22 protein-coding genes are annotated in these 22999 nt (G+C 45.9%); 2 read left to right on the top strand and 20 right to left on the bottom strand.

Going from position 1 to position 22999, the window contains the following annotated elements; all coding sequences use genetic code 11:
• Positions 1-10: 10 nt before the first annotated feature.
• The 7 genes from ACGHCT_RS09995 to ACGHCT_RS09965 all read right to left on the bottom strand — a co-directional run bounded on the left by ACGHCT_RS09995 (position 11) and on the right by ACGHCT_RS09965 (position 7121).
• On the bottom strand, positions 11-556 hold the full coding sequence (locus ACGHCT_RS09995; RefSeq protein WP_154257936.1) for a M48 family metallopeptidase: 546 nt from the start codon (positions 554-556) through the stop codon (positions 11-13).
• Positions 557-620: 64 nt separating this feature from the next.
• Positions 621-1514: an HD domain-containing protein gene (locus ACGHCT_RS09990; protein WP_154257935.1), complete on the bottom strand. Its 894-nt coding sequence runs from the start codon at positions 1512-1514 to the stop codon at positions 621-623.
• A 101-nt stretch (positions 1515-1615) separates the two neighbouring features.
• The gene (locus ACGHCT_RS09985; protein ID WP_390439819.1) at positions 1616-2455 is read right to left on the bottom strand and encodes a Cof-type HAD-IIB family hydrolase; all 840 of its coding nucleotides are present in this window, start codon (positions 2453-2455) and stop codon (positions 1616-1618) included.
• Entirely contained in the window at positions 2452-3975 is a 1524-nt protein-coding gene (locus ACGHCT_RS09980; protein WP_154257933.1) for an ATP-binding protein, read from the bottom strand. The genes ACGHCT_RS09985 and ACGHCT_RS09980 overlap by 4 nt, the downstream gene beginning before the upstream one ends.
• Before the next feature lie 19 nt (positions 3976-3994).
• The gene (locus tag ACGHCT_RS09975; RefSeq protein WP_154257932.1) at positions 3995-5335 is read right to left on the bottom strand and encodes a VWA-like domain-containing protein; all 1341 of its coding nucleotides are present in this window, start codon (positions 5333-5335) and stop codon (positions 3995-3997) included.
• A 21-nt stretch (positions 5336-5356) separates the two neighbouring features.
• Positions 5357-6331 (bottom strand): leucine-rich repeat domain-containing protein, encoded by a 975-nt coding sequence (locus ACGHCT_RS09970; protein WP_154257931.1) that lies wholly within the window; start codon positions 6329-6331, stop codon positions 5357-5359.
• Positions 6321-7121: a Cof-type HAD-IIB family hydrolase gene (locus tag ACGHCT_RS09965; protein WP_256281801.1), complete on the bottom strand. Its 801-nt coding sequence runs from the start codon at positions 7119-7121 to the stop codon at positions 6321-6323. Before ACGHCT_RS09965 ends, ACGHCT_RS09970 begins: the two co-directional genes overlap by 11 nt.
• A gap of 539 nt (positions 7122-7660) precedes the next feature.
• Between ACGHCT_RS09965 and ACGHCT_RS09960 the strand changes: the two genes are divergently transcribed.
• Positions 7661-7990: a DUF6951 family protein gene (locus ACGHCT_RS09960; protein WP_154257929.1), complete on the top strand. Its 330-nt coding sequence runs from the start codon at positions 7661-7663 to the stop codon at positions 7988-7990.
• 104 nt (positions 7991-8094) lie between these two features.
• Here the strand turns inward: ACGHCT_RS09960 and ACGHCT_RS09955 are convergent, their stop codons facing one another.
• Genes ACGHCT_RS09955 through ACGHCT_RS09945 form a run of 3 tightly spaced genes read right to left on the bottom strand, consistent with a single transcriptional unit; the run spans position 8095 to position 11624 of the window.
• Positions 8095-8850 (bottom strand): SDR family NAD(P)-dependent oxidoreductase, encoded by a 756-nt coding sequence (locus ACGHCT_RS09955; protein WP_154257928.1) that lies wholly within the window; start codon positions 8848-8850, stop codon positions 8095-8097.
• Between the two features lie 19 nt (positions 8851-8869).
• On the bottom strand, positions 8870-9658 hold the full coding sequence (locus tag ACGHCT_RS09950; protein WP_154257927.1) for an acetoacetate decarboxylase family protein: 789 nt from the start codon (positions 9656-9658) through the stop codon (positions 8870-8872).
• A 25-nt stretch (positions 9659-9683) separates the two neighbouring features.
• Entirely contained in the window at positions 9684-11624 is a 1941-nt protein-coding gene (locus tag ACGHCT_RS09945; protein WP_226903458.1) for an FAD-dependent oxidoreductase, read from the bottom strand.
• Positions 11625-11796: 172 nt separating this feature from the next.
• Between ACGHCT_RS09945 and ACGHCT_RS09940 the strand changes: the two genes are divergently transcribed.
• Positions 11797-13044, top strand: coding sequence for a PucR family transcriptional regulator (locus ACGHCT_RS09940; RefSeq protein ID WP_390439813.1), 1248 nt, complete (start codon positions 11797-11799; stop codon positions 13042-13044).
• A gap of 813 nt (positions 13045-13857) precedes the next feature.
• Here the strand turns inward: ACGHCT_RS09940 and ACGHCT_RS09935 are convergent.
• From ACGHCT_RS09935 to ACGHCT_RS09890, 10 genes are all read right to left on the bottom strand, one after another.
• Entirely contained in the window at positions 13858-14910 is a 1053-nt protein-coding gene (locus ACGHCT_RS09935) for a uroporphyrinogen decarboxylase family protein (RefSeq protein WP_173015660.1), read from the bottom strand.
• Positions 14911-14924: 14 nt separating this feature from the next.
• Entirely contained in the window at positions 14925-16196 is a 1272-nt protein-coding gene (locus ACGHCT_RS09930) for a TRAP transporter large permease (protein ID WP_226903948.1), read from the bottom strand.
• Positions 16197-16198: 2 nt separating this feature from the next.
• Positions 16199-16684 carry a TRAP transporter small permease gene (locus ACGHCT_RS09925; RefSeq protein WP_154257920.1) on the bottom strand — a complete coding sequence of 162 codons (486 nt, stop codon included), beginning with the start codon at positions 16682-16684 and terminating at the stop codon, positions 16199-16201.
• Positions 16685-16716: 32 nt separating this feature from the next.
• Positions 16717-17787 carry a TRAP transporter substrate-binding protein gene (locus tag ACGHCT_RS09920; protein ID WP_256282300.1) on the bottom strand — a complete coding sequence of 357 codons (1071 nt, stop codon included), beginning with the start codon at positions 17785-17787 and terminating at the stop codon, positions 16717-16719.
• A gap of 24 nt (positions 17788-17811) precedes the next feature.
• Complete coding sequence (gene larA, locus ACGHCT_RS09915; RefSeq protein ID WP_390439809.1) at positions 17812-19101, bottom strand: nickel-dependent lactate racemase; 1290 nt, start codon at positions 19099-19101, stop codon at positions 17812-17814.
• Positions 19102-19115: 14 nt separating this feature from the next.
• The gene (locus tag ACGHCT_RS09910; protein WP_154257917.1) at positions 19116-19862 is read right to left on the bottom strand and encodes a FadR/GntR family transcriptional regulator; all 747 of its coding nucleotides are present in this window, start codon (positions 19860-19862) and stop codon (positions 19116-19118) included.
• A gap of 241 nt (positions 19863-20103) precedes the next feature.
• Positions 20104-20817, bottom strand: a complete 714-nt coding sequence (locus ACGHCT_RS09905; protein WP_154257916.1) for an IMP cyclohydrolase — start codon at positions 20815-20817, stop codon at positions 20104-20106.
• Positions 20818-20919: 102 nt separating this feature from the next.
• Positions 20920-21453: a hypothetical protein gene (locus ACGHCT_RS09900; RefSeq protein WP_154257915.1), complete on the bottom strand. Its 534-nt coding sequence runs from the start codon at positions 21451-21453 to the stop codon at positions 20920-20922.
• Positions 21444-22079 carry a J domain-containing protein gene (locus ACGHCT_RS09895; RefSeq protein ID WP_154257914.1) on the bottom strand — a complete coding sequence of 212 codons (636 nt, stop codon included), beginning with the start codon at positions 22077-22079 and terminating at the stop codon, positions 21444-21446. Before ACGHCT_RS09895 ends, ACGHCT_RS09900 begins: the two co-directional genes overlap by 10 nt.
• The gene (locus ACGHCT_RS09890; RefSeq protein WP_154257913.1) at positions 22069-22926 is read right to left on the bottom strand and encodes a DUF5685 family protein; all 858 of its coding nucleotides are present in this window, start codon (positions 22924-22926) and stop codon (positions 22069-22071) included. Before ACGHCT_RS09890 ends, ACGHCT_RS09895 begins: the two co-directional genes overlap by 11 nt.
• Positions 22927-22999 lie beyond the last annotated feature (73 nt).

Below are 22999 nucleotides of genomic sequence, written 5' to 3'. Positions count from 1 at the left end.
ACGAACCTCCTTATGATCTTTCCCACAGTTCCCTTCCATGCTCTTTCAGCCACCTCTGATATATTCTGTAGTCCGGCATGGCATCCTCCACAACCTGATAAAACCCAGGGGAATGATTCATCTCCTTCCGGTGGGCAAGTTCGTGTATCACCACATAATCCAGCACCTTTTCGGGGGCCAGAATCAGCCGCCAGTTAAAATTCAGGCTGCCTTTTGCACTGCAGCTTCCCCAGCGGGTTTTCTGTTCCCGAATGGTAATCCGTGTAAAGGTAACCCCCATGATTTTGGAGTAGACCCGCACCTTATCTCCAATCTTTTTCCCCGCCATCTCAATCAGGTGCTGCTTTTCCTTGGGGGAGTAGGGTGGGACCGCCTTTTTCTTAAGTTCTGCCCTTCTCCCGGCAATTTTCTTTTGAATCCAAGGTTCTTTGGCAGCCACAAATTCTTCTATTATTTTCTTCGGGCACCCATAGGGTGCCCTCACCAGCAGTTCTGCCTTCTCTGTAATTTGTATGCACAGCGTCTTTCTTCCGCTGTACAGGATGTCATAGTTCATAGCAGACCCCTCTCATTTTCTACCCCTTCCAATGGATTCATTCCCTTGTTCCTATCCGGCCCTTCTATCCTTCTGACTGTTCATGCCCGAAAATCACCCTGCACAGATACATGTATTCCTGATAAGCCTGCGTATCCTCCAACTCTGACAGGATTTCGCCAATTGTCGTATAATACCACCGATGCATCCCTGGATCCGTGACATTAAACCTCTGCCATATAGCTTCGCCTTCTTTGTCATAGCCCCTTTTGGTGGCCCTCATATTGGACAGCTTATCCGCAAGTACTATTTTTTTTAACTCCGCGGGTTCTTTCTTAATCTGGCTGATCATCTCCATTTTTCTGATTTTCCAGGAATCTTTTGCCGGAAGATGCCGTCTCTTATCTTCGGTCTCTTTCTTCACCAGTTTCAGCACCCTCTGCCCGAACCTCTGTTCCAGTTCTAGCTCCCCGCTGGGGGTATCTTCCAGAACGTCGTGGAGTACCCCTGCCATAAGAATATCCGGATCCTCTGTCATCCCTCTTAAGATTGAAAGAACCTCCATGGGATGCACAATATATGGAATGCCGGTCCCCTTCCGAACCTGCCTTTTGTGGGCCTCTGCTGCAAACTGCAGCGCCTGTTCTATGGACTCCTCTGTCTTTTCCCTCTTTAAAATATAATCAGGAAACACCGGCACCAGACCGGCACCTATCAGACCGTCCGCATACTTTTTCCACTGATTGGGTGTACGGCAGTCTGTCCTCTCCTGCCACGGGAAATCATAATATCGGCAGACAGGCTGTCCGTTCCCGTCTCTCCCAGTAAAACAGGGACAATAGCTGCAGTATACCGGATTCTCTAACACTGCATTGGCAGCTCTGCAGTACAGTCTGCCTTCACGGTCACAGGCCGCGCTGTGGGGTATGCATCTGTAAGCATACTCCTTATTATGTATTGCCTCTTCCTCTTTTGTCATGACAAAAGCCCCCCTTGTAATCCCTTTATCCGTAATTGGAAACCGGGCTGCACGCTCCCGTATCACCCGCATATCTTCATTATAACAAAAACCTGCAGTTTTTATAGATACTCTTTTAAGATTTCCCAGATTCCTTCTTCATCGTTGGATGCCGTCACGGTATCAGCCACCGCCTTTAGCACAGGGTTCCCATTGGCCATGGCAACTCCCAGGCCGGCTGCCTCAAGCATTTCCCTGTCATTCTCACCGTCTCCAAACGCAATCATATGCTCTTTTTTCAGCCCCAGCCTTAAAAGAAGCTCCTCCAGAGTTCTGCCCTTTCCTGCCCCTGCCGGTCCGAATTCCAGATACCGGTCCAGGGAAGAAGTTACATAGAGGTCCGGAATCTGTTCCGCCCGGCTCCGCAGTTCCCTTTTCAGCTCTGGATCCGAAACTACCAAATCCATTCCCTCTATCCTTCCAAGGTTCTCTCTTATAAATCCTTTTATATCTTTGACAGGCTTCCTGGTTTTCTGCACATAGGCCGCGCTTTCCGGGGACACACGGTATGCCCCGGGGTTTTCCACGTAGGATCTGGAAGCGTATGCCTGTCCTTCCATAAACACCTCCACCGGACACGGACAGGAGAATAAAAGTTCAGTCAATTCCTCCACCGTGCGGCGCTCCATATCGCGCCCGTAGACGCGCATCTGATCCTTCAGGGAAAACAAACTGCTGCCGTTGGAGGTAATCACATACTCCATGATCCCCCATTTACTCACTGCCGTGGGAAGTGCAGTAAAAGCTCTTCCGGTGGCTGCCACTATATGAATCCCCTGAGCTGCTGCCTTTTCCAGAATCTCCTTTGTTTTTGGCATCACCTGTTTATGAGAATTCAACAGCGTTCCGTCAATGTCCATGGCTATCAATTTTACCTGTCTTGCTTCATCTCTTCTATTCATATACTGTTAATCCTCTCAAGAAGATCTCTGTTAGCTTCCTCAAACAACAGCTGCTTATTATACCTGTAATATCTCTCACACTCATATTCCTGAAGGAATTTCACACTGTAAACATTGGCGTTCAGTTCTGTCATAAAGATTACCATCTCCTGGCTCTCTCCGAAGGCCGCCTCCATAAAGTCAAAGACATGCTCCAGTCTGTCCTCTGACTTTTTCTGGAAGGCTTCCAGCTTTTCCGTTTCCTCAAGAAACAATTCCTGAAGCCGCTCAACTGCTGTCTCCGGATCCCCGGCCTTCTCAGTGCGAAGAACTGACCGGTAAGCTTCCAGTGTATTGATTGTCCATACCAATGTCTTCTTCTCTTCCCTCCCCAGAATCTCTGCTTTCTTCTTGTTTTCCAATTCCTGTTCTAACAGGGAGATCCCCTGTGTAAGAACCTCCTCTGGTGCAGCTGCAGCTTCTTCCTGTGCAATATTTTCCTCCAGATGCTTTTTTATTCTCTTCAGCTGCTGGTAAAGCCGCTCTACATAAGCCTCCATCTCCTGTTCCTTCCTGAAAGAGGTACTCAGGCGTTCCAAAAACAGACCGATCACACTGAGACGCTCATCAAAGGATGCATGGGACAGTTTCTTTAGGAGCAGGCTGTCAATCTTCCCCTGCAGCACCTGCTCCACCTGGTAATCCGCCTGATACATATAGTACAGTTCCAGATAATTAGCGAAGTCTTTAGCTATCCTGGGATGCTGAATGTATTGAATGACAACTTCCCGATCCACTTTTTTCTTCAGTGTCTCATAGACTGCTATCAGCCTGGATAGATCCTCCCAGCCTCTGGGGGTGGCAAAAATCTTTCCGTCCACTGTTGTCTCCATCTGATAAAAATTCCCTGGTTTTGTATTCAGATAGGAAATCACGGCCCCATGTATATTTTCTCTGTAAGCGTACTCCTTCCAGGCCTGATATTCTGGCTCAACCTGGATCTTTTTTACCCGGTCCATAGTTACCACATCAAACTCCCTTACGGATTTGTTATACTCCGGAGGATTCCCCGCTGCAACTATCAGCCAGCCCCTGGGGATGGCATGATTTCCGAATGTTTTGCACTGGAGGAACTGGAGCATGGCAGGAGCCAGTGTTTCAGACACACAGTTGATCTCGTCGATGAAAAGAATTCCCTCTTTTCGCCCTGTCTCTTCGATTTTCTCGTAGACAGATGCCACAATTTCACTCATGGTATACTCTGTCACAGAATACGGCCTGCCGTCAAACTCCTTCTCGGAGATAAAAGGAAGGCCGACAGCACTTTGCCTGGTATGATGGGTGATGGTGTAAGAAACCAGTCCAATCCGGCACTCCTTCGCAATTTGCTCCATAATCTGCGTCTTTCCGATGCCCGGGGCACCCAGGAGAAGCACAGGTCTTTGCCGGATTTCCGGGATAACATATTCCCCTTCCTCATCCTTCAGCAGATAAGCCTCAATAGAATTCTTGATTTCTTCTTTTGCCCTTTTGATATTCATGTATATCTCCTTTTATTTCTCAATCCACTTCTATCCTTGGGTTCTCCAGATCCTCCGGTTCCAGTATCAGCTTGATGGCCCAGGGAGGCACATCCACATCCTGAAAGTCCTCTTTCAGAAAGACAAAGGCAGTTTCATACAAAGGCATGGCCGCAGGATAGGTACCATAACCGTCCGTAAAATAAATCAGGCCTTTCAGCTTTTCAAACGTTCCTTGTTCCACCAGTGTATTCACATAGGCAAAGGCCGGCCTGAAATCCGTTCCCCCCTGCCCAATGATCTGAAAATGGCTCATATATTCTTCCAGCTCTTCCCTGTTTGTGATTACCTTATCCTGCTGAATCCGGTCATCACACTGGATAATATGAATCTTTGCCTTCTGAAAGAAGCTCTCTGTCCCGCTGAGCACAGAGTAAGTCTCCTCCAGAAATTTCTTCACAAGCTCTCCCTTGCAGGACATAGAAGTGTCGATTACAATCACAAAATCCTGTATCTTTTTTATCTCCTTTGTCTCCTGCGGCTCTATGAGAGGCATATTCCCGTAAAGGGACATCCCATAGTGGTAAAAAATGTAATCAAAGGTATCCATATCCACCCTGATTTCCTCCCTCATCACAGAGAATTTTCTGAGAAAGTCTTTATAATCGTATCTCTGACGGTTTTCAGCCTGCACCTGCTCTGCCAGACTTTTAGAATCCTCCGATGCCTCCTTGGAGAATGTCTCCATCTCTGTCTGCATCCTGTCTCTGATGTCATCCCACCGCTGCTGCATCTGCTGCTGTCTGGGGTCCTTTTGGTTTTGCTTCCACTTGCTGTGGTCGTCTGCGTAGAATTCAGCTTCCCAGTGGGCAAGGCGGGCCATTCCATCCTCCCCGGGAAACATGTCCTCCAGTATTTTGTAGATTCCCTGGGCAGTCACTACCTTCAGCCGGCTCTGACAGATTTGGTATACTTTCTTCCTCAGCATATCTTGTCTGCGCCGTATACTTTTCTGCAGAAATCCGTCAATGGCATATTCTGCAGCTATGTCACAGGCGAGATGCCATCTTCGGACCTCCCGTTCCTTGCTTCCCCAGATGTGGCGAAACAGGCAGTGAAAAATCATATGAAGATAGGCCCGGTTCACCCAGACCCTTCCCTCTTTGTATCTTTCCAAAAGAGCTTGGGGGTGAAAAAACAGGCATCTTCCGTCGCAGCCTACCCCATCTACCTCCTCCTCAGGGGTGAAGGCAAGGGAGGACAGAGCCACATCCAGAAACCGCATGCCCAGATACAGCTCATTCCTGGCATTTCTGAGGATCTCTTTTCCAAGTTCTTGTTCCTTTACTTGTCGTTCTTCCTGTTTCTGCAGCGCATTCATAAGGTCTCCTTTTTTCTTCTACTATAACACAAAACGCCTTCTCACGGAGGGATACATGGTATGGCTGAAATCTAAAAGAAAGCTGCCGGCCTGGGCATACCCATCGGCTCCTGCCTTCTCTGTCAGAGTATGCAACGTCTCTCTGCCTTTTTGACCCCCAGGGAGACAGTTCTTAACCAGAAATTCCAGCTGATTCAGCTCTTTATTCTCTATAAGAGAGCACCCTACGCTACCGGCATTCTCTCTCAGATATTCTATATACCTTTCTTCTGCCTCCTTTGTCAGCCTTAAGGGGTACAGAAGCCTTCCCAAAGCAATCCGGGCCGCCAGCTGGATATTCTCCTGGGCTTTTGCCAGATAAAACAGGGAATCATATTCTTCAAACTGGAACTCCTTCTCCAAAAAACAATTGCGGTAATGAAGTCCCGTGCCGTGCACATGTGTCTCCAGAATACGGGCAGGTGTATTCTCCACCCCCTCCTCGTAATATTCCGGAAACCACAGACAGGCATCCTCCTCCCCGTGATAGCAGACACACAGGACTTCCGTCAGCTCAGTCAACAGTTCCTTCAGCCCTGCCGCGTCCTGGCCACATACGGTAAAGTCCAGAGTTCTTACCCGGTGACACCCGGTAAAGGCACCAGCCCCTATGTCCCTCGTCCTGCTGTAAAACCGAATGCTTTCCAGACTGCTGCAGTTGTAAAAAGTATAACGACCGATTCTCTCCAGTGTTTCCGGGAGAGAAATCTCCTTCAGCCGCACTCCGCAGAGTGCCTGAGGGGGACTTAGCCGGTCAGCACTCCTTGCGGCATCTATCTTTTCCTTTATTGTTCCATCCATATGCTCAGAAAATGCATAGGAAGCAAGCTCCGCTACAGGTTTTCCTTCTATCTCCCCGGGAATCCCCGCATATTCTCCAAAGGAAAAACAGCGTAAAATTTTTACGCCGTCTCCTGTGACCTCATATGCGAACTCCCCGTTCCATTTAATTTCCATCTGTCTTCACCAGTTTTCTTAATACTTTTAATACCCCATCATTTCTGCTGGTGTCCGCAATGTGTTTCGCTGCCTTTTTTACTTCTTCCCTGGCGTTTCCGATGGCATAGCTTTCTTCTGCATTTGCCAGCATTCCCAAATCGTTTCCATTGTCACCAAACGCCATAGTTTCCGAGCGGTCTATCAGAAGTGATTTCTGAATACTCTGTATCGCCTTCCCCTTGTCTGCACTGTAGTCTGCGAAGTCAATCCAGATCCGGCCGGCCAGCATGGTGCGGAAGGTGCCTTCCCACCGGGATTTCACTCCCTGACTTATACCGTCCACGCCGTCTCTGCAGTAAATAGATACCTTAATCATGGGGATATCCTCTTTTAAAACATCCTCAACCACCTTTACCTGATTGTGGTACCCATTTACCAGCAGATCATAAAGGCCTGTATCTGCCCGTTCGATATACATGGCATCTTTTGCTGCAACAGCGACCTCACATCCCTTCATCCTGCGGATCTCCTGCACCAGTTCTGCCGCTTTGGTTCTGTCCATCATCACTTCCAGCATATCCACATCCCGGCACACAACATACGCTCCGTTCTCCGCAATAAAAATCATATCATGAGCAACAGGATCAAAGAGTCTTCGGATGCTGGCATACTGCCGTCCGCTGGCTGCTGCAAATATAATTCCTTTTTCTTTTAAATCTCTGACTATATCAAACAATTCCGGATTCAATCTGTCTGTCCCCTCGTCCAGAAGTGTTCCGTCAATATCGGTGGCCACTAATTTTATCATAACGTTCTCCTCTGAATCTTGATAAAATACTATGATGTTGGGGGCAAAAGGTATTTTGCCCCCAACTGATGCCCACGGATTGTTCCGTTGCTTCGCAACTCCCACAATCCTGCAAACATTCGGAATCCGCTGATTTACCGCATAAATCGCTGCTTCCTCATGCTTGGCGGATCCAATGTTCAAATGCCTTATCATGCAAGCATGAACGGCATTTCGACCTTTTGATCCTGGTATCATACTATATATTCATGTTTGTTATTTTGTCAATCCCTATTATATTTGATTTTAGTTCTTATATCTACACTTTTTATTTTCTTATTATAATTATTTAAGATTTCCTTTTCACTTCAAGCCCTGCAACATGCCTTGAAAAGTACATGGTACAAGGACTGTCTCTCAGCCAAGACTCTGATTGCTTCTGAGCGTTTTTAGGTGTATGATGTGCATAAGGGAGAAGAAATACGGCGAACGCCGTGCCCCGCCTTAAGAATAAATACAGGAGGGTCCCGCAGTATGATGTATATTTGGGAGGATAAGCTATGACGAAAGTAAGAATCAAACCTGGAATCTGTAATTTTGTAACCACTGTAATCGCCGAGTGTTCTGACGAAGAAGAAACCGAGGTAACCGTAAAAGTAAAAAGCGGCTGTCCAAGTGTCAAAAAAATGATGGAGGTGCTGGGCGATACCTTTGACGCCTATGAGGTCTGTCTTGTAAAACCGGGGGAGGGTCCCTTCTTTGAGTATGCGAAAACTAATTTTCCCGTTCACGCCGGATGTCCCATACTGGCCGGAATTACGAAATGTATCGAGGCAGAACAGCAGCTGGCTTTAAAGAAGGATGCTTCCATAGAATTTATAGAAGAATAAGCCGGTTCTTTGGCTTCGGAATCTCAAAAGACAGAAAACAGATCTAGCCGGCGCCGGGAAATTTCCCAATGCCGGCTAGATCTGTTTTTCTTTTTCCCTGCTGGTTAAAAAATGGTGTATCCCCCATCCACTGCAAGCCCTGTACCATAGATAAAGGAAGATTCGTCACTGGCCAGAAAGAGAATTGCTTTTGCCACTTCCTCCGGCTGTCCCGGACGTCCTGCTGGATCCATTTTAATTTTCATGGATACAGGATGCTGAGGCATCTGAAGAATTCGGGCGATCATCTGCGTATCAATGGGTCCCGGAAGCACTGCGTTGATGCGGACCCCTTTGGGGCCATGATCCATTGCCATCTGCCTGGTCAGTCCAAGAAGCCCGTGCTTTGCTGTGGTATAAGCAAGACCTCCTCTTCCTGCTGCGGTGGATGCCATGGAAGCAACATTCACAATATTTCCTCCTCCCTGTTTTTCCATAATAGGAATTACCCTTTTGCACAGGGAGAAGGGTGCTGTGAGATTAACCGCCAGAACCTTATTCCACTCCTCATAGGTAATGTCATCCATGTTCGCCAGACTTCCGCCCACACCCGCATTATTCACCAGAATGTCAATCCGGCCATAGGTTTCAAGGCATGCCTTCACCAGTCTGTCAAGCTCCTCCTCAGAGGCCACATTTGTTTTCTGATAAAAGGCCTCATGGCCTGCTGCCTTAATTTCTTCCACACAGGAGTTCCCGGCCTCTTCGCTGGTTCCCACTACCACTACCTTTGCGCCTTCCTCCGCAAAGAGCCTGGCAGCTGCCCTTCCGATTCCCTTGGTTGATCCTGTGATTACTGCTACCTTTCCCTCTAATCTCATATAATTAAACCTCCTCTTTTTATTTCAGCCACCAGTCCCAGCGGATGTAGGAATACGGCAGGAATTCCATAGGATTTATCTGTCCCAGATTTTCACCGGATTCCAGCACATTGTCACCCACCGTAAAGATTCCTCCGAGCATCTTAACCACCTCAAGCTCAGCCCACGGGTCATGAGGGGAATCTGTAAGCGCCATCTGGCATACTGCCATGTCTTTTTCCTTATTGTTATAGACCAGCCTCTGCCGTACAAGGGTTGGTGGAAGGTCAAATCCACTGCCGTCCACTGCCTTGGAGTACTTAATGTTATACATAGGAACACCGTCACCAATCTGGGTGTCCACCACATCTCTTCCTTCCTCCGCATTCATTTTCCCGGTAATCTCTGCATCAATGTGAAAGAATTCAATGCCGTTTCTGGCAATGCTGCCAGTCAGACTTTTTCCCTCACAGTTCATCTGGATATCCGCAGGTTTTTTTGGCAGTCCGCAGATTTCCCGCCCCATAGCCATAGCCATACCGTCGGTTATAGGCATATCCAGGCAGTAGTTTCCCAGTACTCCGTCTTTTTCCGCCAGCACAAAGATACCGGCCTCTTTATATGGAGGGCAGAAACTGGTTCTGGGATAGTCTGCAATAAATGCGTTTACCAGAGGCACCGGCCCTGGTTTCAGACATTTCGGCAAAATTTTTTCAATAATTTCCGGTTTTGTCTCCCAATATACGGTCAGCATCCGGGCATCAAAAAATATGGTTTTCCCCCCAGCTGTCTGCTGTAACTGTTCCATCGTTTTAATAAAGCTACCCATACAATTACCTCCTTTAATCACCTCATTATCTCAAATCACTGGCTGCCTCATAACCTGCCTGTACGGCCTGCGCGATCCGCCCTACCTTTGACGCGTCTCCCAGGATACAAACCCGCTCAAAATTCTCTCTGAGTACTCTGCTGAACGTAGGATCATTTTTTACTCCCAGGGAAAGTACGATCTGATCCGCCGGTATCTCTACAGCGGCATGGTCCTTCATGTTCTCTGCCCTTACACCGGCCTTGGTCACTTCACAGAGTTTGCAGGATGGGATCAATGTCACCCCATATTTTTTCAGCCTGGTAACAATATCAATAAGGTTAGGTGTGTACATGCCGGGCCCGATATTGGGAAGCATCTCTATTACTGTCACCTTGTTTTTCTGCTCTGCCAGGAACTCTGCTGTTTCCAGTCCTGTCATACCGCTTCCCACCATCACCACATTTTTTTCTGTTACTGTTACCTTCTTTCTCAAAATATCAGTTACTGTACATACATTCTCTCCCTGAATTCCCGGAAGCGGAGGTATGATATTTGTGCCCCCAACTGCGGAAAATACAGCATAGGGCTCCAAGGCCTTAATCTCCTCCACATCCGGCTCCCGCTCCAGGTGAATCTCTGCACCCAGGGTCCTGATCTCGTGCTCCAGATACTCCAGGTACCAGCTGATTTTTTCTTTTAACGGGGGAACTGCCGCCAGCCGTGCGCTTCCTCCTAATACCGGCTGTTTTTCAAAGAGCACGGGTATAAATCCACGTATAGCCAGAACTCTGGCTGCTTCCATGCCAGCCGGTCCTCCACCAAGAATAACGACCCGTCTGCCCGCTCCGTCCTTTGAAAGCCCGGTCAGCTCAGTCTCACGGCCACACCTGGCATTCACAGCACACTTGATCATTTTTCCGTTCAGTACATCTTCAATACAGTACAGACAGGAAATGCAGGGACGAATTTCTTCCTCTTTACCCTCCCTGGCTTTATTTCCCCACTGAGGATCAGCCAGCTGTGCTCTTCCCAAAGCCACAAAATCCTGAATACCTTCCTCCAGAAGCTGCTCCGCAAAATCAGGTTTTCTGATCACGTCACAGGCAATCACTGGTATATGTACGGCCTTTTTCACGGCTGCTGCCAGGTGCTTTTTCCATCCCTGAGGATAAGATGTGGGCTCAATAATAGTATTAACCGTTTCATAAGTCCCTGCGCTCACGTTGATGACATCAACCCCCAGCTGTTCCAGAGCTGCCGCTGTCTTTACCGCATCCTCAAGCCCAAATCCGCCCGGCACAAATTCATCTCCGTCGATTCTCACAGACACAGGAAACTTTTTTCCGCAGGAGGCTTTAATACCCCCGACAATCTCTGCCAGAAAACGGAATCGGTTGTCAAAGCTTCCCCCGTATTTATCTGTTCGGATATTACTTTGGGGGCTCAAAAAAGATCCTACCAGATATCCATGGGCAGCGTGAATCTCCACCCCATCCATGCCAGCCGCCTTAGCGATATTCGCCCCTATAATGAATTTTTTTACCATTCCCTCCACTTCTTCTGTGGTCATCTCTCTTGGCATCTCCCCGATGGCGCTGCTCATAATCGGGCTTGGACCTGCAATCTGCCTTCCGTCTATAAATTTGGAGCGGTTTTCTCTTCCGGGGTGATGCAGCTGAAGAAAAATCCTGGTGTCATATCTGTGAATCCGCCTGGCCAGACGCTCCAGACCGGGGATATAACGGATATGGTTTGCACACAGCTGACAGGGTGTGCCGATCCCAGTCTCATCATCCACTCTGGTAATCTCTGTGATAATCAGACCACAGCCGCCCTCCGCCCGCTCTTCATAGTAACGGATAATTTCCTCATTAACCTCACCATTGCATCCGGGAAGATTGGTGCCCATTGCCGGCATCACAATCCGGTTCTTTGTCTCCAGGCACCCAATCTGTCCCCTCTCAAATAATCTCTGATACTTCATTGCCGCACCCATCCTTTCTGACGATATTCTCTCTTTCCCCTCATTGCCTTATCAATTTCTCTGTGTTATAGTTGAATTATAGTCAATATATCAACAAATTCCTATGTTAACCAGTGCCAAAAATACCTACACCAATGGTGCACTGTGCATAATCATAATGAGGAGACTGCCTATGGAACTCACACAGATTCCCTCCCGGGACCATATCTATGCCAGACTGTTTGAAGCCTACGTAAATGGTGAAAGCCTCCAGGCCTTAATCCAGCTGACCGCGGATCTGCTGCTAAATCCTATTATAGTCATTAATGTCAGCTACCAAATTATCGGGCACTCTAATATCCTGGAGATCGCAGATTCTTTCTGGCTGGATCATATTAAAAATGGATTCTGTCCCTACGAATTCATCGTAAAAGTAAATACGCTTCCCTGTGTAAAAGAAGGAAAGCGCAAAGAGAATACATATGAGGTTTGGTGCGAAGAAAGCCAAAATAAAAAGCTGGTATCTAAATTGAAGAATAAAGATATTCCCATCGGAAATGTAATCATGATGGGATGCAAAAGAGACATCCGTCCGGAAGATTATACCATTTTGGAAAAGGTTGCCGCCCTGTACAGCATGAAATTGTCGGAGTATCAGAGGCCCACCCATCAGCGCCCCCAGTCTGTGTACTACGAAAACCTGCTCCTGGATTTAATTGAAAGAAAGCATCTGTCCGGAGAGGAGATTCTGTCCTATCTGGAACTGGGGAAGCTTACCTTCCCCTCCCGGATGTACGTCCTGTCCATGAATCCGGGAAACTTTAACAGCAGTGACTGTTCTCTGGATGATATCCGGGATAACTGCAGCTACCTGTTTCACCGTTTTCCCGCAGTCTATTACCGCGAACATTTTATTGCTGTCTGCGACGGGGATAAATTAGAGGAACAGCTCAGCAAAATTCAGGAATTTTTATACACAAATCACATTTATGTAGGCATCAGCCGGTGCTTCCGGAGGATAGAGGATTTCTATAAATTCTACCAGCAGTCTCTGAAAGCCATCACCCTGGGCCGCTGTGCCTGTCCGGGCGAATATATCATTTACTATTCCAGGGTACAGTATTTCGAATTCCTGGAAATGGCAGATTATCCCCTGGACAGTGACAGTCTGTGCCACCCTTATCTTCTCACACTGAAGGAGTATGATAAAGCCCACAACAATAACCTTTTTGATACACTTTACCAGTACATTATTAATGACGGAAATATGCAGAAAACTGCTGCAGATTTATTTATACACAGGAATACCGTGCGGTACCGGATGGATAAGATACAAGAACTGGTGCCCATTGATTTCTCCAATATTGCTGAAATATCGAATGTGTTTATCTCTTATCGGATCATGAATTATTTGGGGGAGAAGGAAAGGCATAAATTATAGTTTTGTGTATGTGAAGTTCGAGGTTATGTAGTCGGCGAGCAGAGCGTTGCTGACGGACGGTCAAGGGAGGAGGTCTTGGGGCCAGGGGTACTGGGTGGATCTGCTTGCTGCTGCGTTTCTCCTCAGCTAACTGCCTGGCCGTTCACTAAGAAGCTCAGGAAAGCCTTCGCTCCTAAGTGACCGCCGGCAGTGGATCTTCGGACGCACTCCGCAGTCTGCGCAGATCCACCCAGTACCCCTGGCCCCAAGACCTCCTCCCTTGACCTGGCAGAGACTCACTTCACATTCACGGAAAACGGGCGGGGAAGGTCGAGAGTTGTACACTCTTCATCCTGTTTCGCACTATTGTCCGCTTGATGTTTTGGATAAATAGCCACCCCCCTGGAACTTCCCCATACCCAGGTGAGAGGAATTCTGCGGCGGTGGGCTGGCTGGTTCGGGCGGGAGGGAGGCTTAAGTTCCGGGGACGATTCCGGAGGAGTGAGTAGAGAGTCTTAGGCAAAACCGGGATTCCCGCAGGAGATTTTTTCGGCAGTCCGGGCCGAAAAAAAGTGAGCATGGGCAGAGAATGCACATCAAGCATTCTTTGCACATACGAACGGTGCTCCTGCGGGGATTCCGGTTTTGTCTTAGACTCTCTTCGCGACGAAGGTGTCCCCGGAACTTAAGCCTTCCTCCCGTCCGAACCAGCCAGCCCGCTGCCGCGGGATTTCTCTCACCGTCCCCCTGCCACCTACACCTGCCGTCCTGAATCACCTTGAGCCGAAGTCCAAGTGCTACCCCCTAAATCCCAATTAGTAACAACTGCCCCATCTAATAAATATACCTATACCTCTCCACAGCCCTCCCCATCTCAATCACATTTTCAGGCGAACACCATGCCGGAATGCTGTTTGAGTCTGATAGGATATACCCTCCCCCAGGTCCCAGCAAATCAATGCAGTTTTTAACTTCCCGATCAACCTCCCCCAAAGGGGCATCTTTCAGAATGTAATTAATATCCACATTCCCTACCATACAGAGCTTTTCCCCATATGTCTCCTTCAGCCATCTGGTATCCATAGATCCTTTTTCTATGGGATGAATGCCGTAAGCTCCGATATCCACAATATCATCCAATAGCAGCTGATAATTTCCATCGCTGTGATAAATCCACGGCTTGCTTATGGTGGATGCTGCCTTTTTCATATTATCCTTGAAAAACTTCCTGAACATATCCGGGGATATCAGAAGACTTGAAGTAAATGCCACATCGTCGAAGGCCCAGAAGAAATCAAAGTCCAATTCACTGAGATTTTTGTTCATTCTGCGGCTCCAGTCTGTAAACATTTCAATGGTTCTGGGCAGCGTCTCATCTTCATCTGCGTAGAATGCGGCAATATTTTCCATTCCCATACTCAGGAGTGCAGGAGAAACTCCCAGCCGGATTCTGGCGCCCATGGCGAAGTCCCCTTTATAGCGTTTTATCATCTCATCAACAGATTTCAGAAGCTTTTCATCGTCCGGATCAGGCATCTGGATCTGTCTTAGTGCGTTCTCTCCGTCTATCAGTCCCTGACTGACACAAGCATCTCCGTCTTTTACCACCCAATTCACAAACATGGGAGGCAAAACCTGTATCTGAATAGCGTCCAGTCCAATCTTTTTGGCCGCTTCGGGTATTACTGTCAATGCCGGTACTACCTGTGCATTCTCTGCCGGACTGCCGAGCCATCCTGCATTATTCAGACCGTTGTAGGTAGGCTCCTCTATTTTGTGTCTGACTATCTGTTCCTGAACATTTATCATAACAGTGTTTAAAATAAACGGTACTTTATCCGGTTTGCCCCCTTTAAGAGCTGTCACAACACGTTCCGCATTTTGCATATGTATTCCTCCCATCAAAACAGTAATTTCGGTAAAAACATTGATACCGGTTCACAAAATACTGTAATTAAAAGTGCAATTACCAGGGCCGCAAAAAATGGCCACAATTTTTTGCTGAATTCCCCGATAGAACAGCCGCTGATTCCGCATCCGATATACATGCACATTCCGACAGGGGGAGTAATCAGGCCAATACAGAGATTCAATATCATAAACACACCGAAATGTACGGGGCTAATTCCCAAAGTTGTCATAAGCGGCAACAAAACCGGCGTCATTAAGAGCACTATTGCAGTTGTTTCCATAAAACATCCCAGCACTAATAGTATTAAGTTCACCAGCAGCAGAATAATAACCTTATTGTCAGTGACAGAGAGCAGTGCCTCACTGAGGATAGTAGGTATGCGCTCTTTTGTCATCAGCCATCCAAGCACCCCGGCTGCGGCAATTATAATTGTAACCTGAGCGGTTTGTTTGAATACCTGCCGGCAGATAGGAAGAACATCTTTTAATTTTAGTTCCTTATAGACAAATTTACCTACCAAAAATGCATATAATGAGGCAATTACTGCTGCTTCCGTAGGGGTAAATATTCCAGTCAGCATACCGCCTACAATCAGAATCGGCATTAACAGGGCCCAGAGAGCATCCAAAAACGCTTTGCCCCTTTCTTTCCAGGTAGCCTTTGGATCTTTCGGCCACTTTTCTTTTTTAGCTATAATCCCGGTTATCAGCATCAGCATGACTCCCATGACAATACCCGGGAAAAATCCCGCAATCAGAAGCTGACCCACGGATACGCTGGCCGTAACCCCATAGATAACCATCTGTATGCTGGGAGGGATAATAGGCCCGATGGTAGCTCCTGCTGCCAGTATCACTGTGCTGGTGGCTACAGGATATTTTTTTTCCTTCATTCTTGGCAAAAGAACGGTTCCCAGCATAGAGGCATCCGCATAGGCAGAACCTGAGATCCCCGCGAACAGCATACTTGCCAGTATCATGACCTGGGCAAGTCCCCCCTTAATATGACCCACTAAGGTAGACGCAAATTTTATGATGCGGTTGCTGATGCCTCCATGATTCATAAATTGCCCTGCCAGTATAAAAAAAGGAATGGCCAGCTGTGAAAAAGAATCTACGCCATACTGCATACGCTGGGCCACTATTTGAATGGGCATTTCCGTCTGCAGTCCAAACACTACAGCTGAGGATAATACCATAGCTATAGCTATAGGTGCCCCAAGCAGCATCAGGCCAAAAAATAAAATAATAAGAAGTGCCATGCTCAATCCTCCCCTCCTCTGCTGAATGCGCCCTTAACATCCTGAACAATATTCCACAGGGAAAAGAGAATTATTAGCAAGGCTCCCAGCAATACGCTAAAACCTATATAGTTCATGGGTATGTGCATGGCAGTAGAAAAAGATCCTTCTGCCACATCCATAGACGCCTTCGCCGATATAGTAAGAAAAACAGAAAATCCCAGTATTATCACATCGAGAATAAGCTGCAGGATTTTTCTTATTCTTATGGGCAGATTGTTGAAAATAATTTCAACGTATAAGTGCCCCCGCTCATATATTAGCAGTGCAGCGCCCAGAAATGTTATGTACACAAACAGATATCTTGCAAATTCCTCCGTCCATGTCAGCGGGGAGTTAAATATATATCTCATAATCACCTGAAGCAGGACAACAACCGTCATCAGCAAAATCATTAAACCGCCTATCCATTCAAGTCCCTGTGACATTTTCTGAATGATTTTTTTCATATGTCAGCTCCTTTCGAAGGTTCCTGCAGTATTTACTTGTACGACATTACCTTGTCATATAAGCCGTCTCCCCATTCATTCACCATATCAGGAAGCATTGGTTCCACTGCATCACGGAATGGCTTTAAGTCAGGCTCATATACCTTAACCCCTTCCTCTTTCATCATCTTCAGATACTCCTCTTCCTTTTCGTGCAACAGATCATTCTGATAATTTCCTGCCTCCACGGATGCTTCTTCCAATATTTTTTTCTGTTCATCAGACAGCGTATTGAATTTCTGATCGTTAATCAGTACAGTCATTACAGAATACACATGATTTGTCATAACCAGATTCTTACACACTTCATAAAATTTATTGTCGTAAATCCAATCCAAAGGACACTCCATACCGTCAACAACACCTTGCTGCAGTGAGGAATATGTCTCGTTAAAGGCAATGATTGTAGGCTTTGCGCCAAGAAGTTCATACCCTTTTAAATAGGAATCTATTTCCGGCAAACGGATTTTTACCCCCGCAAAATCCGGCAGATCTTCCACATCCTTAGAAAAGATACTCTGTCTTGTACCCCGTTCCCAGTTTTGAGTAAGGACGCGCACTCCCGTCTTATCCAGAAACTTATCCGCAATTTCCTGCCCTAATTCCCCTTCCGCTACCTTTTTTAAATGTTCCTCGCTCTCAAACATATACATCGCATCGAAAATATAATATTCAGGAAGATAGAGTGCCGAAATTCCAGCCGCAGGAATTCCCATATCAATAGTGCCTCCCACGATTCCTTCCAGAATATCTCTGTCCGCACCCAACTGGCTGGCAGGATAGTTCGTGATCTTTATGGAACCCCCGGACCTTTCCTCTACCAGTTCTATAAAGTGCTCTACTGCAAGGTTCGAGGGAGATTCTAAGGCTCCAATATGAGCAATAGAAAGTTCTACTGTATTCTCTCCGGAAGACGCCTTGTCTGACGCCTGGGCTGTGTCTTCTTTTTTCGCTGTATCTGCATCTGATTTAGAGTTTCCAAAGCATCCTGTCAAAAGCCCGCAAGTCAACGCTGCCATACATATTACCGCGGTAATTCTAAAAAACTTCTTATTGTTTTTCATATAATCTCTCTCCTTTTCATCTTCTCAACCCAGACACCGTATTTCATCATTTACTACCGGAATTGTGACCGGGCCTTCCGGCATCACTGTCACACTTGCCCCAGTTCCTTTAATTAAAAAAGCTTTTTTCACAGCTTCCTCTATACTGACTGCATGAATTAGAAAAAGCTTTTCGGAAAGTGCTTGATCAATGCCGTCACTTACCAGAATTATTTTATATTTTTTTAATGCTCTGGCAAGAATCTGCACCTGCCATTTGTCTGCCGTTGACGGCGGAGATGACATTTTGCAGTGCAGTTCTTCAACACTGCGGCAGGAAAGAATCAAATCCTCAAAGTTTTTATGACCTACTTTTTCCATGCACTCTGCAGCAACTATTATTACCCCTCCTTCCTTTACAATCTTTGATGCTGTATCTATCCCTTTTACAACCTGGTACAAATTTCGGTCTAATGGATAGCCGTTATTAGTGGTGATGACAATATCCGTTCGTTTTGCCGCAACTGACATCATTCTCTTAACATATTCACATCCGCATGTGTGGGCTTTAACCGGATCTCCCGCAAAAGCCCCCACAATCTTTTTACTGCGATCCAGCGCCACATTTAATATAAATGCAAGTTTTCCCATTTTAGCCGCCTCCTGGCACTCTTTATGTATGGGATTGCCATCTAAGTTAGCTCCTGTTGCATATGGGCTTGCTATATTTTCAGGCCTGTGATTATGTAATATTGTCTCTTCTCCTGCAACCCCCGGCAGTATACTTTTTCGCCCTCCGCTGTAACCGGCAAAAAAATGAGGTTCTATAAAGCCCTCTGAGATGATTAGGTCATGCTCCACAAGAAGCTTGTTCAGCCAAAGTACATTTCCCGATGACAGTCTGCCAAAATCAACTAACTGTGTACGATCCGAAGCATTATGATTCACTATTCTGTATTTGCTGCAGATTTCCTCCCCAAATTGTTCCCGCATTTCTTCTTCTCTCATCTCCCTGTGGAGACCATTGGCAATCAAAATAGTAATATCATAATACCTTTCATCCCAATAAAAACTCCTTATGATAGCAGGAATCGTTATTTTACTTGGCATTGGACGAGTATTATCATTGGTTATAATCAGAATTTTCTTCACGCCTTTTGTAAGTTCTTTTAAACTTATAGAGCCCATTGGATGCTCCAAAGCTTCTCTTACAATCACTTCCTCATCCCGTTCATTTAGAACAGGATTTGGTTCTACGAGCTGGACACTGCCCAATTTGTTCAGATCCAGCTCAATAAATCTTTTCCCATAAGGTAATTTTTGCACACGTCCCATAATTTAACCCCACTCTAATTTTCTACTTTAATATAATCCGGTGCACCTTCCTCGTTAAACTGCTTAATTAAGGCCAGTTTTCTCTGCTCTACATGGTTCTCCATAACAATCCTGGCTTTCTCCTCGTTATGTTCTCTAATTGCTTCCACAATCTCTATATGCTGTTGTAAAGAACTTTCTACTGTAGAGAAAGAAAGATTGCTCTGTGTAATATAATTTTTAAGGATATCTTTAATTGTTTTGTAGGTAGCAGACATAATGTGATTTCTGGACATTTCTCCAATCATCTCATGAAATAAAATATCCAATTGGTTAAAACGGTTGGTATCTTTATGATTCACCACCTCCCTCATTTTCCGCAACAGCTCATCTAAAGTCTCTAGTTCTTCTTCCGTCCGATTTCTGGCAGCAAGTCTGGCATTCCCGGATTCTACAAACAGCCTTGCATCATAGATTTGGCTAATCCCCAGATTATCCAATACAATAGCAGAGAAAAGTGGTTTCATCATTGTGCCGAAGTCAATTCTGTTTACAAAGGTTCCCTCTCCCTGCTTTATTGTTACAACCCCAAGCATGTTAAGCTTTTTAAAGCTTTCCCGGATTGTCACACGGCTTACGCCAAAATAATCCACAAAATAATGCTCCGGCGGCAGCTTCTCATTCTCCGAGTACTCACCTCTGCTGATCATTGATAATATTTCCTCTACTACAATATCACATTTCGTTTTTGCCTGAAGCATCCCTGACTTTTTCCCTGCCATATCATCACCATCCAAGTTCCTTTATAGGCCGATAATATCATAATACCTTTAACGTGTCAATATATTTTGAACTGTTCTCTATAAAATGTAACTTATCAGACTATAGTTAACGCTTACTGTATTATTTCTATTCTTTATTTGTTTTTCCGCACACCTTTCTTATCTTAAAAAGGGACAGGCCGGATCGATTTGGGGACGTGTTCCTTTTAGAAAGAACACGTCCCCAAATGCACCAAACTTATTATTTATTCTTATTCACAATTCTTGTCTCGTAGTCCCCTGTAGTAATATCAATAAAACGTACGAACAGGGATACTTTATTGTCTTCATTCAGGCTGGTCCATAACGTATCGGTAAAGGCGTCAATGTCATCCGGAATATCAACCAGGGTGGGCTCTCCCTCAAAGCTTGGGAGAGGATTGCCGTCACATTTATATGTATGGATAAAGTGTCCTTCCCCTGCTGCTGCATTTTCATAAGCAAAGGTATAACGGTTGCAGGAATCAGGGTTTCCGTTGTTGCTTTTTAAGATAGACATTGCATAGCTGTATGTTCCGTTTTCTACATGCATAACACCGGAGATCCTGGGGGTATAATTGGGTGCGTCCGGCTCAAATTCTCTGGAGCGGAGAGACTGTTCAAAGGTCATCTGCCGATCCATTCCCTCGTAGATTGTATCTGTCTGATCTCCGTTTGTGACAATGGTCTTATTGCCCAGCACTCTTACAGGTGCATAGATAATGAGACTGGGATCCTGCATTTTAGAAGGGTCGTAAGCCTGGGTGCGGATTCCCTCCCCGTCTTCTACGAAGATACGGTTTCTGCTGTTCTCACTTCTTCCCATAATAAAGTAAGCTGCCACTGCCTTTGTTCCGTCAGCGGATCGTCCAAGAACAATACCGCGTCCCGGATATGCATTTTCCTGTAATTCCTTTGCGATTGACACCATTTCCATAAATTTCTCTCCTTTTTTGCATTTGTTGGTAATGTTTTCATGTTCTTTTTATAATACCATTCCCTGTGAAGGAATAATATGCAGCAACACAATCAGCCTAACCTAAAGCCCCAGACGCTTTCTGAATTTATTCCACACCTGCACCTGAAAATATTCGTACGCCCTGTCAAATATAAACAAAACCACCTGACCGCCTGCGATAAAAGCCAGCATTACTCCTCCGTGCACTTCCCCTGCAAATAAGAGTTTGGGAAAGAAGTACAGCATGGGAAGGTACATAACATTAAAAACCAGATATTTCATAATCCAGAAAACCGCTTTTCTGTTTTGAAACCGTTTGGTTTTTCCCAGGGCCACCCAGGATACCTCTACCATCAGGACATAGAATCCCATGGCTGCGAAGGTAATACAGTACAGCTTGTTAGGGGCAACCAATACTCCTAATATAATGGCCGCAATATAAAATGCCACTCCCATCCGCAGATTAAATTCACGGATGATAATTCCCACAAAAAAAGATGCGGCAGCTAATAGAAACAGCGTATTAGTCTCAATGATACCGCTGAGCACAATGAATACTACCGCAAGGGCCAGCGACAGGCCCCCAACTGCCATCCTCTTTCCTTTTAAATACATGGACAGAGATCTCCTCCCATACATTCACAGCAACTGTCAGCACACCACAAATCACAGCAGAAATTCCCAGTAGAATATGCCGGCCGGCCGCCCCCGTAGCTGTTCGTCTGATACCTCTGAGAACTCCACTGGAGCTGATTCAGAAGGTTCGTATATTCCGGATTGTTGGGTTCCATATTCACAGCCTGACGGGCATGATTCAAAGCCTCCACATTATTCCCGATTCCTGCATTGGCTGCAGCGCTGCAGTAGTACCATCTGGCACTTCTTCTGCTCATCCGGGTCAAAACGTTCAGGGCCTCCCGGTAATGGCGGGAGTTTATATAATTCACAGCCGCATTCAGCTGTACCATATCCTCACTGCTGTCCTGGCTGTAGCTTGTGCCGGCATCCTGATAACCGCTCTGGGAATACCCTGCCCCGGCATATCCGCCCTCTCTGTCTTTCATAATTTGATCGTAGGCTTCCTGCACCTCTTTAAATTTCTCCTCCGCCAGGTCTGCCAGAGGATTATCCACATAAGAATCCGGATGATATTTTCTGCTTAGATCCCTGTAAGCCTTCTTTACTTCATCATTGGAGGCATTTGGTGAGATTCCCAAAATGCTGTATGGATCATTTACCATTTTTTTGTTCCTTTCCTTCTTTCCTGTCTTTTTGAATTTTATCATATTTAGTCCAGACGCCTGCATACAGGATATTCCTCAGGATATCCGCGTCTAACAGGCAGGGCAGCTTTTCAAACTCACTGCTGCATTCTGCCATCATCATGGTCATCATCTGCCGGCACTCTTCTTCATAGACTTCATTTTCTTCTTTTTCATAAAGGAAATTCAGAGGATTGTAATTTCCTTTCTCCCTGTCTTTTTCCAAATCATCATAGGCATCCATAATGTAGATAAATTTCCCCAGATAAAAGGCAAGCCTTCTAAGGCCTTCCTCCCACTGATCCCTTCGGTAGATAAAGAGCTCTTCCATAAGCCTTCCGAAACATCCTGCCACTTTATCAATACTTGTCTCATTTGCCTCTTCACAGCGGGACAGTTCTTCCAGACAGGTGTAAATTTTCTTGCATTTTTTCGGATATTTTCTGATGACCCCGGACGCTTTGCTTTTTAAAGCATGAATCCCGGAGAGACCGGTTAGTTTTCTTTCATCCTTCCAGTCATCCAGGAAATGATAATAGGCTAAAAGCAGATTCATCTCTGCGGCATATTCCGTAATTTCGTTCTGGAGCATCCCGGTCTTTTTCACCGGATGCACTTTACAGTGTTTCATAGACATCCTGGACTCACTTTCATACAAAGATGTCAATAAAAGGGTAACAAAAGTAAAATCATACGTCAGAGTCATCTGCCCAGTAAACCCGTATTTTTCTTTCAAGGTCTGGCACAGGCCGCAGTAGTATGCTTTATACTTATAGTAGTCCTTTACTTTCAGCTCAGGTTTATAAATCGTAACATATCCAAACATCTATCAGTTCTCCACTTATTTTTAGCCTTTATACCGGATTATACTACATAATTATTTAAAATACAATTTAGGA

It is taken from the genome of Lactonifactor longoviformis (assembly GCF_042848515.1).
Lineage (GTDB): Bacteria > Bacillota > Clostridia > Lachnospirales > Lachnospiraceae > Lactonifactor > Lactonifactor longoviformis.
This window is presented reverse-complemented; position numbering and strand designations above follow the sequence as displayed.